This window comes from Microseira sp. BLCC-F43 (assembly GCF_041929235.1).
In the GTDB taxonomy this organism is placed as follows: domain Bacteria; phylum Cyanobacteriota; class Cyanobacteriia; order Cyanobacteriales; family Aerosakkonemataceae; genus Microseira.
On sequence record NZ_JBHFNP010000294.1, the window covers coordinates 1 to 9042 of the forward strand.

Below are 9042 nucleotides of genomic sequence, written 5' to 3' on the forward strand. Positions count from 1 at the left end.
CCGCCAACGGGATTTTTGCTGTAGGGGCACGGCATGACATACGTTGTTAAATGCGAGAGATAATGATTGCCGTGCCCCTACCGCCAACGGGATTTTTGCTGTAGGGGCACGGCATGACATACGTTGTTAAATGCGACAGATCTAAATTGCCGTGCCCCTACCGCGCGATTGCGGTTAAATATTGCTGACGGGAACAATGAGATTTTGCAAATCTGCTGGGACAACGTTCAAAGCAAAACCTAAACCTGTACCGTTTTGCAGTTCAATCGAAGTGCCGACAATAAAGCCATCTCGGTTGGGGTCAATATCGATACCTGTGAAGGATTGGAACACTTGGCGAATCAATTCTGGACTTAAGGTTCTCGGATCGAATAAACCACTATTAATTAGATTCTGTATTTCTGGATTGTTTACCAACCTGGGGTCATTCAGGGCTTGATTGATGGGGATATTTTCTTGTCTGAGGACGAGATCTGCTGCTGTTAGTCCGTTGGTGATGCCGATGCGATCGCTAGATTTATTAAAATCCAAAATCAAGTCCGCACTCGTTGGTTCAGCTAATACTGTATCTGGTCTTAAAACAAACAAATCGCTGCCGCTACCTCCAGTCAACACATCTGCACCCAAATCGCCGATTAAAGTATCGTTCCCGGCATCACCGCGTAAAACATCTATGCCTTTGCCCCCTCGGATTAAATCGTTTCCTGCACCGCCATAGATCGTATCATCCCCCAAGTTACCGCTGAGGGTGTCATTTCCCTCATCTCCCCACAATTGATCCTTGTCTTTACCTCCATAAATTACGTCGTCACCCCCTCGACCAAAAATAAAATCATTTCCTTGATTCCCATTAATAATTTCTGCCTCATACGAGCCAGTAATTGTATCGTTTCCTGTTAAACCGAGCAATCCTATGGGCAATCCGGATAACAACCCAGGCGTCAGTTGAAAACTGTCGTTACCGGGGGTTAGTCCATAGTAACCATCGGGAGAAGGACCAATCATTTTTACTTCCTTTTTGTTACGTATTTGTCCCGCAACGGAAATCAACTGTTACCGGGCGGCAGGATGTGGCGCTCGCAAATCCTGTGATTTAGGATACCCAGTTAGCGTATGTAAACAAACACCTGTTGAGGCTGAAGTCAGAGGTTCTGCCTATGGCAGCTTGGACAAGATTATCCAATTCTGCTTGCCGATCTAAAGGAAGCGTTTCACCGCGATCGCGTGCTGTTCGCCAAATACTCATCAATTCAGATAACCGCTTTTGCTGTTCGGCACTAAAAAAACGGTCAGACCGGAAGTTTTGAACGATCAATAACGCAGACCATCACCTTTGTTTCTTCATAGAGAAACCCGGTTTCTTTGAGTAAGTTGAGCAGTCAAAGCGTCTAGCGCTTCACCCGCAGTTTTTCCAGTCGCTTGCACTTTGCCTGCAATGGCGCGATAAAACCTCTGACCACTAGCGTCGGACTCCGGCAAAATAGCTACAGTCGTCATGTCTTTACTTCAAAAGCTTTTATTTGTCAATTATAGTCGGCGTTTCTAAGTTGCTGATTGCCGTTCGCTTTTAAGTTTAAACAGCAGAAACTGGGTGACTTGCTGCTCTTGGAAGTTATCATCGCTGACCAAAATTAAACTTTGAGAACCATCGGGGAATCGGGGACCAAGTGTCATTCCTTCTAAATTATCTAAAGCAATACCGAGTTCGCTTAAATCGAAAAGCAACTTTTTCTTGACCGGTTGAGTTCCTCGCAATTCTCCTTTTAAACTGACAACGCTAGAGGTATCGGTTGCCCCTCCTGTGGCGATTTGATAAATTTTGACTTTCAAACCCGCTAAACCCAAAAAACTGCGCTCTAAACTGAGGAAATGACCGCCTTGATCTATGGCTAATAATTCAGCTAAACCATGAGCTAAAGCACCTTCAGGTGTAGGGGCGAGGGGATAAACATGTTCTGACACTAAAAGCGGCGGGCCATCGCCGATATAGTAATGCAACAAGCGGCATTTATTTATTTGCGGTTTGGGGTTCCCTTGCTCATCTTTTGCCGGCGGATCTAAATCTTGCATTAAAGCCGATTCGGTGGCGGTAAACAAGCGAATCGGTTCGCCTTTGGCGGGAACAGTTCCGCTAGGATTCAGCGTCAGTGCTTCAAACCCTAAATTATCTTGAATTCCCTTTTGTTGTTTGTCGTCAGTGGTGTCGGCTATGTATCTTTCTGGAATGGGTAAACTTGATTTTTGTTGTCCGGTTTGCAGGTCGAATTCGCGCAAAAATGGAGGTATTCCGTCCTTGGTGACGCCTTCGCTGGAAATAAAGACGGTTTGTCCTGGTGTGAGGGCAATTCCTTCCGGGTCGATCGTGGCTTTAGGATAGGTTTGATTGTCTTCTGTTTTGAGGAAGGTGACGTTTTCGATTTCTGCGTTTTGGATGCCCGTTTCGTTTAAAGCTAGTTTCAGGGTGTAAAATCGCGCTGGGGCTAGTTGAGAGCGGTCATCGGAAAGTACGTAGAAGCGATCGCGCGCGCGATCGTAGGTGAGTGCCGATAACCCCCCAACGGGTGTATCCTTATACTTCATCTTCGGCAATTGGTACTCGCCCAAATAATCCAAGGATAAATTCAGAAATATGCGCTGTTCGGCGCTGACTTGCGGCAAGCTACAAGCTGTGAGTATCAATAGAGTAGCTGCAATAGCGAATATTCGAAACATGCGAAAGCAATACACCAGTCTTCTCCCACTCTTGACGATCCGATTGACCAATCCGGATTTAGTTTAACAGTCTATTTGGGTTTAGAGAAGCAAGATACCAGGGAAAAAATGAGGTTGAAGAGGTTTAAAACCCATGAATGCAGATAAAAATGGATATTTCACTCAGTTTAAACCGAGATTTTACACCCGTTCCATCACCCGCCAGGGGTTAAAATCCCTGGCTAATAGCTTAAGTTCCATCACCCGCCAGGGATTAAAATCCCTGGCTAATAGCTTAAGTCCTCTAAAGAGGACTGAATTTACGTACTTAATTGGGGGGCGGGTGGTGAATTCGACCCAAAATACGGCAAAATTTCTGTGTCTGGCAATCGCCTTTTGTCTTTATTTCAGTTTCTCTTCGATTGCTGCGACAAATTCCAATCAAAATCCTAATCCGAATCAGTTTCCCCCCAATCCCTTAGAACTTAGAACCCCCGATCCCCTATTACCTCGAACTGATAGAAGACGCCGCCTAACTGATGCCGAACGCGCTGCACTTTCTGTGGCATTAGAACAACTAAATACCGCAGCGGCGGCTAAATTGCAAGCCGGGGACAGGGTGGGAGCGTTTGAAATATGGTATCGCGAATTGCGACTGCGGCGATATATCGGGCCATTGTCCGAGGTGCAGGCGTTGGGCAGAGTCGGCGCGATCTCTTGGCAGCAAAACAGCCGACCAGATGTACAAATTATTACCAAGCGCTTGCAAACTATTCAACAAGAGGTGCAAAAGCAACCGCCTGTGGAATTGGAGTTGTTGCGATCGCTCGCTACTGCCTACCAACAAGTCAATGCGCCCCAATTAGCCGTCGGCGTTTACGAACAAATTCTCGCCGTAGCGCGCTCGCAACAAGATGCTCCGACTGTTGAGGCGACGCTGCTCACCCTTGCCGAAATAAATATGAGTTATTTCGACTACATTAAAGCTGCGGATAATTATCGGGAATTACTGAGATTGGCAGAGGAAAGGAGCGATCGCGTCAAACAAATCGCCTATTTAAAACAATTAGGATATATTTACGATCAAGCCAAACAATATCAAATGGCAATCAAAACAAAGCAGCAATTAATCGAGCTTTCCCTCAACGAGCAAGACTTGATTCAAGTTGGAGAACTTCAGCTATCAATTGGTACAAATTATGAAGCGCTTGGTTTACTAGAACAAGCCGCACAAAACTATCAAGAAGCTTATATTTTTGCCTATAAACGCGAAATGTTTAATCGCGCGGCAGAAGCGTTGCAAAAAATGGCTAATCTATTCCAATCTAATAACCAAACCCAGCAAGCATTGTCAGTTTATCAAATTCTTGTCTCAGTCAATGCACTGGCTAAAGATGCTTACGGACTGATGAACGCTTACGACCAAATGGGCAAACTTTATCTAATTTTAAACGACTTGAACCAAGCGATCGACGCTTTTCAAAAAGGATTGGAAATAGCAAGACAATTGCAATATCGGGAAGCCTACTTTTCCCAACAAATCGAGCAAGTAACTAAGCAGTCTCCTCAGTAAATATCGCTCAAATTACACTGAAGTCTGCATTTGTCAAGAGTAAAAATAGGGAAAATAGCTCAAAGTAGCTGGTATAAAAATACCTGAGATTTCCTGATAATTACTCAGGTGTTTGTTATAAAGATAAGAGAAACTAACGATGTTTGCTGTATAGGTGTAAAAAATTCCAATGAATCGCGGTTTATCATTATTTGCCGGGTTATTTTTAGCTATTGTACCTAACGTTCAAGCTGCTGAATTACCAAGAGTTTATCAACCAGAACAATCTGGTGTGAAGTCAGATATTTTGATTGCACAAACAGCGCGTGTCCGTCGCATTGAATTTGCCCGAGGTTCTAACTCGACAACTATCCGAGATAGCGTCATCCGAGGTGAAAGAAATGTTTACATATTGGGCGCTCGTGCGCGTCAGACAATGAGAGTTAATATCTCCTCTTCCCAAGCGCAAGGGGGGGCTTTGTTTGATGTCGTTTCACCAGATGGTGTGGTCTTGGAAACTGGCGCCACAACTTTTGAGCAAGAATTACCCGCTTCAGGAAACTATCGCATTGTTGTTGGCGGAGCGCGAGGTAATGCCAGTTTCTCCCTCAACGTAAGTATTAAGTAACTCAAGTTGCTAGTTATTCAAATTGGGAATTGGGAATTGGATTCATTGGCAGTAGGGGTACACTTTAACTAGAAAAGAAACCGGGTTTCGACCTAGAGCGAAACCCGGTTTCTTTGATCGGAAACCGGGTTTCTACCTAGCTCTCTTTCCTGGCTCAACAATTTTGCACAGCAACCCGGTTTCTTTGATCGGAAACCGGGTTTCTACCTAGATCTCTTTCCTGGCTCAACAATTTTGCACAGAAAGAAAGGTGATGCCAGGTATTACCCGGTTTCTTTAAGAAACCCATTTTGTGTTTAACCCGTGCCTACTTTCTTCTTTCTGGAGTGAGAATTGAGGCCGGGTCGGCTTTCCTACCAAACGGTGAGGCGGTTTTTTGAGGAAATTAATAAACTTAAGGATATAAAGAGCCTGCCGCTGTTTAAAAAAGCAGCTTTAATATGAAGCGTTCTAATTTAGCTAAAATTGCTGGGGCTGGCATTCTTTCCTTAAGTTTAACGTTGCTTTCCTCAAAGTTACCAGCCTCTGCCCAAACGACTCCTAACAACGTAGAAAGCGAACAAACTTCAATTCCAGCAGCAACTAAACCTGTCCGACGAGCAGTTTGGATTGATAGTATTAATGCAAATTGGTTAGGCGCAATTGGTATTATTTGTTTAGCCCTGCTGTCGCGGGAGTACAGCAAACCCCGCTAAGTGCTAATAGCTAATGGCTAATCGCTAATGGTGAAGCTGTTTAACTACAATTTGGCGAGCCAAGCTTTTTAATATTAGCAATTAGCAATTAGCCATCAAGGCCAAATATTTCTCCAAAAAGGAATGTTCTGGGGTTGTAGGGCAGTGGTAGGCATTTTCTGGCGAATTTCTTGGATATTCCATCCGGTTAGTTGCGCCAGAGTTTGAGCTTCTCGTTCAAATCGTTCAGCCAAAACCCGTTGATATCTTTGACCCTCTTCGCATTGAATCTCGCCGCTAAAAGGATGGCGCAGAATATACCGACCTTGGAAAAATTGACGATTTGCTGTTTCTTGGAACATCAAATCTTCGGGAAATTTATCGCTGGTATAACGAACGTGGAGACGGGTAATAAATACATTTGTGCCGCCGCCGGGAGTTAGCCAAAATACACCTGCTTGGCGCAATTCTTCCGGATTCAAAGGTTGGGCAGAACAAGGATCGCATCCTGCCATGTCCCAGGCATATTCGATAAATGCAATATTTTTTCCTTCGCGAGTATAGGCGGTTTGGAACATGGCTTTATAGAAATCGCCAAACTGATTTTTGACGAACAGGGGAATCTCGGTATTGGAAGGAATTTTTACGGTGCGGTAGTTGGTAATTTCTGTTTGACCTTTCGGCGATAACAGGTAAACAATCAAATCTTGCTCGGTTGTGGCATTGATGGTTCCTAACCGAATTGGCAACATGAATCTGGGAGATTCATAAGCAATTTGCAGGGGTCGCAAAAATTTATATCCTGATTTGGCAAATTCGGATAGATTGACTTTGGCGACGAAGAATTTCATGTTTTGCCGAATGTATGGTTGCAGTAGTTGACTACCCCCCTGCGGTATGCGGTAACCGTTTCTTTTGAGCCAGGTTTCTAGACCGTTAGATTCCCTAGCACTTAAGATTAAAATGTCATATTCTCCTACAGTAAAGCGCGCTTCTACTGTCACGCCTAAAGCACTTTCATCCCTTCTTCTCATGACTGGACTTGCTGCCATTGGTGGTCCGCCTCTGGTGCCAAAACCACCGCTGAGGTCGTCATCGCCGCAAGGGTCTGGGTCGAAATATTCTACCAGTCGGGGGGCGCTAAAAGCATCGAGCCGTTCGATAATTTTTGGGTCACCAACGCGCACTTGTTCTTGCTGAAGTACAACTGGAACTGGGACGACAATGGCAAAGTCTTTGATATTGCCTTGGTAGTCGTTTGCCATTGTTAAAATTGTGCGATCGCCATTGCGTGCAATAATTACTTCAGACGCTTTGTTATATAGCTTCGTATCTGCTTTTGCCACATAAAATCCACAAAATCCTAAAGCTGTAGGCGCCAAGCATATCGCAGCTAAAAATGCAATTAAAACCGTTACCATTGGACGAATTATTTTCATATTAATCTCCTTTTTTGCTTTGATTTCAAAGAAAGGGCGGGTTTAGATCAACTGTCGATGATTGCATGGATGGCTGGTTAAACCCGCCCCTACACCCCCTGACCAAGAAAATCTGGGGGCTGACCAGATCTTATCCAAAATTAAGGTCAAGGGTGACAGTGCAAATAATGCCCAGAAAACTGCTGTGGGAATAAAAAATTGATTCCGCAAAATAAAAGTTAAGAGAGCTATACTAATAGCCCAAATTAATCGACCGGAACGGGCATTGGGAATCGACCGGGGGTCTGTAATCATAAATAAGGCAAAAAGCAACAAGGAACCGCTCATCAATCGATGGAAAAAAACATCCCAAGTCCAGCCTAGCCAAAGATTGCGAATCGCTTCTAAGAAAGCGTAACTGCCTAAAAAAGCGGCGGTTGTATCCCAACGTCCTACTCGTTTCAAAACCATTCCACCAGCGCCTAAAAATATCAGCGCGTACCACCAATCATCGCCCCACTGTCCCGGCGAAACCCAAGCATCTTTTGTCAGGACAAGCGCAGAAATAATCCCAAAGTTAGCGGGATTAAAAAAATGTTTGCGATCAAATTGAAAAATAAATTTACTCGAAATTGCTAGGGTTCCTGCTAAAATTATAGTGCTGGAATGTTCGGATCTTAAAAGTAAACTCAGACCTAAAGCCGTAATTAAGGCACTGCGAAATGAAGGCTGAATCGGGGCGAGTTTTTCTGCGGGATTTTCTTGTTTGATAGATTGATATGGCTGCCAGCGAGACCAAAGGGAAGAGAGAATCCACTGCGCCGTACAGCAGGTGGCGATCGCCACTAAAATGAAGTCAAGCCGCAAAGTCCAGTCCCTGGTAGCCACACCTAAGACTAGGAAAAGGGATAAAAACAGAATTTGATAGTCTCGGACATCTTTGAAAAACATAACCTGCGCCTTGAAAAGATAATCGATTCCAAATGTAGATAGGGTAAACACAAAAAAGTGGCTTGGTTACGGAAATTGTTACAGAATTTCGTTAAAGTCTGCCTATGGTGTGAAGCGGCGGGCTGCGATCGCGATACCTTAAAATATGTAGTCCACAACACAACTTTTGGCAGCTATGGAACCAGATTCATTACCCACGGAGGTAATACTGACGCACCCGCGTCAGTCCCTGGGAAGCGTCCAGCTAGACTGGACACCCCAACCCGGTAACTATCTCAACCTGGAAGGTCAAACCTACGCGGTTTTAGAACGCCGTCACCGCTATCAACTCAAGTCAGGACGCTATCGCTTGCAGAAAATCGCCTTATACGTGCAGTCTGCACCCCGCCCTACAGAAACAAGTTTTGTGGGCGGACGCTGGGTACTGGGAGATGCCAACTGTCGTTTCAATGCAGGTTCTGAACTGATTCGCTGTGCTGTCAATCCAGAGGGTCCATGCGTAAACTGTCGCTTTTACGAGAGTGCCCCGCGCGACAGTGCCAACTAAGTTGCGCCAGATTTACGCCAAAATTTTTCCCCCCACGACTGGGACTAGGGAAGCGGATGTGAGGCTTCCCTGCCGCCTGCACCCCCAGTCCCACACCGATGTAGCCAGATCTCTTTAGCACGTCACGTTAAAGTCGATTGTTTTTAAATTTACTAATTATTAAAAATTACAGCAATTTTACTCTAACCGGACTTAAGCACGACGATTCTAAAAACCGGGTTTCTTGCTACGATCTCCCGTTACAAAACGACGATTTTTCCTAAAAACCCGGTTTCTTTGCCTCAGTCCTGTCTCAGTTACTTACGGTTCGCTCATTTGGCAGGGAGTTAGAGAAATTGGACTCTAGGAACCCTTTATGGCAGGCAGATAGTTTTTCGTTAACGAAAAACTATCTGCCTGCGGTAATCAAACACTTGCTGTGGATGGGGAAATCGCTCTTCAGAGTAAATAGACGCCAATAAATTGACATCAAGCCATATTGATGCTGGCTCAAAAAAAGCTGTATATTAAATTTTAATTAATCAAAACTCAACCTTTCTACCTGTTAGCAAATAGCATCATCAACAGAAAGTTGAGTGTGA

10 protein-coding genes are annotated in these 9042 nt (G+C 44.6%); 4 read left to right on the forward strand and 6 right to left on the reverse strand.

Annotated features, from left to right (window positions below; all coding sequences use genetic code 11):
• Window positions 1-174: 174 nt before the first annotated feature.
• The 4 genes from ACE1CM_RS39215 to ACE1CM_RS39230 all read right to left on the reverse strand — a co-directional run bounded on the left by ACE1CM_RS39215 (window position 175) and on the right by ACE1CM_RS39230 (window position 2712).
• Window positions 175-1005 carry a calcium-binding protein gene (locus ACE1CM_RS39215; protein WP_374884403.1) on the reverse strand — a complete coding sequence of 277 codons (831 nt, stop codon included), beginning with the start codon at window positions 1003-1005 and terminating at the stop codon, window positions 175-177.
• A gap of 88 nt (window positions 1006-1093) precedes the next feature.
• Window positions 1094-1315 carry a hypothetical protein gene (locus tag ACE1CM_RS39220; protein WP_374884405.1) on the reverse strand — a complete coding sequence of 74 codons (222 nt, stop codon included), beginning with the start codon at window positions 1313-1315 and terminating at the stop codon, window positions 1094-1096.
• Between the two features lie 26 nt (window positions 1316-1341).
• On the reverse strand, window positions 1342-1497 hold the full coding sequence (locus tag ACE1CM_RS39225; protein WP_374884406.1) for a hypothetical protein: 156 nt from the start codon (window positions 1495-1497) through the stop codon (window positions 1342-1344).
• 45 nt (window positions 1498-1542) lie between these two features.
• Window positions 1543-2712, reverse strand: coding sequence for an esterase-like activity of phytase family protein (locus ACE1CM_RS39230; RefSeq protein WP_374884408.1), 1170 nt, complete (start codon window positions 2710-2712; stop codon window positions 1543-1545).
• A gap of 133 nt (window positions 2713-2845) precedes the next feature.
• On the opposite strand from ACE1CM_RS39230, the gene ACE1CM_RS39235 reads away from it, so the two are divergent.
• The 3 genes from ACE1CM_RS39235 to ACE1CM_RS39245 all read left to right on the forward strand — a co-directional run bounded on the left by ACE1CM_RS39235 (window position 2846) and on the right by ACE1CM_RS39245 (window position 5566).
• Window positions 2846-4264 carry a tetratricopeptide repeat protein gene (locus tag ACE1CM_RS39235; protein WP_374884409.1) on the forward strand — a complete coding sequence of 473 codons (1419 nt, stop codon included), beginning with the start codon at window positions 2846-2848 and terminating at the stop codon, window positions 4262-4264.
• 169 nt (window positions 4265-4433) lie between these two features.
• Complete coding sequence (locus ACE1CM_RS39240; RefSeq protein WP_374884411.1) at window positions 4434-4871, forward strand: hypothetical protein; 438 nt, start codon at window positions 4434-4436, stop codon at window positions 4869-4871.
• Window positions 4872-5311: 440 nt separating this feature from the next.
• Entirely contained in the window at window positions 5312-5566 is a 255-nt protein-coding gene (locus ACE1CM_RS39245; RefSeq protein WP_374884412.1) for a hypothetical protein, read from the forward strand.
• Between the two features lie 95 nt (window positions 5567-5661).
• On the opposite strand, the gene ACE1CM_RS39250 is transcribed toward ACE1CM_RS39245, so the two are convergent.
• Together ACE1CM_RS39250 and ACE1CM_RS39255 are read right to left on the reverse strand one after the other, a co-directional pair.
• Window positions 5662-6984 carry a DUF2330 domain-containing protein gene (locus ACE1CM_RS39250; protein WP_374884414.1) on the reverse strand — a complete coding sequence of 441 codons (1323 nt, stop codon included), beginning with the start codon at window positions 6982-6984 and terminating at the stop codon, window positions 5662-5664.
• A gap of 42 nt (window positions 6985-7026) precedes the next feature.
• On the reverse strand, window positions 7027-7914 hold the full coding sequence (locus ACE1CM_RS39255) for an RnfABCDGE type electron transport complex subunit D (RefSeq protein WP_374884416.1): 888 nt from the start codon (window positions 7912-7914) through the stop codon (window positions 7027-7029).
• 175 nt (window positions 7915-8089) lie between these two features.
• Between ACE1CM_RS39255 and ACE1CM_RS39260 the strand changes: the two genes are divergently transcribed.
• Window positions 8090-8461: a DUF6464 family protein gene (locus tag ACE1CM_RS39260; RefSeq protein ID WP_374884417.1), complete on the forward strand. Its 372-nt coding sequence runs from the start codon at window positions 8090-8092 to the stop codon at window positions 8459-8461.
• Window positions 8462-9042: the final 581 nt, after the last annotated feature.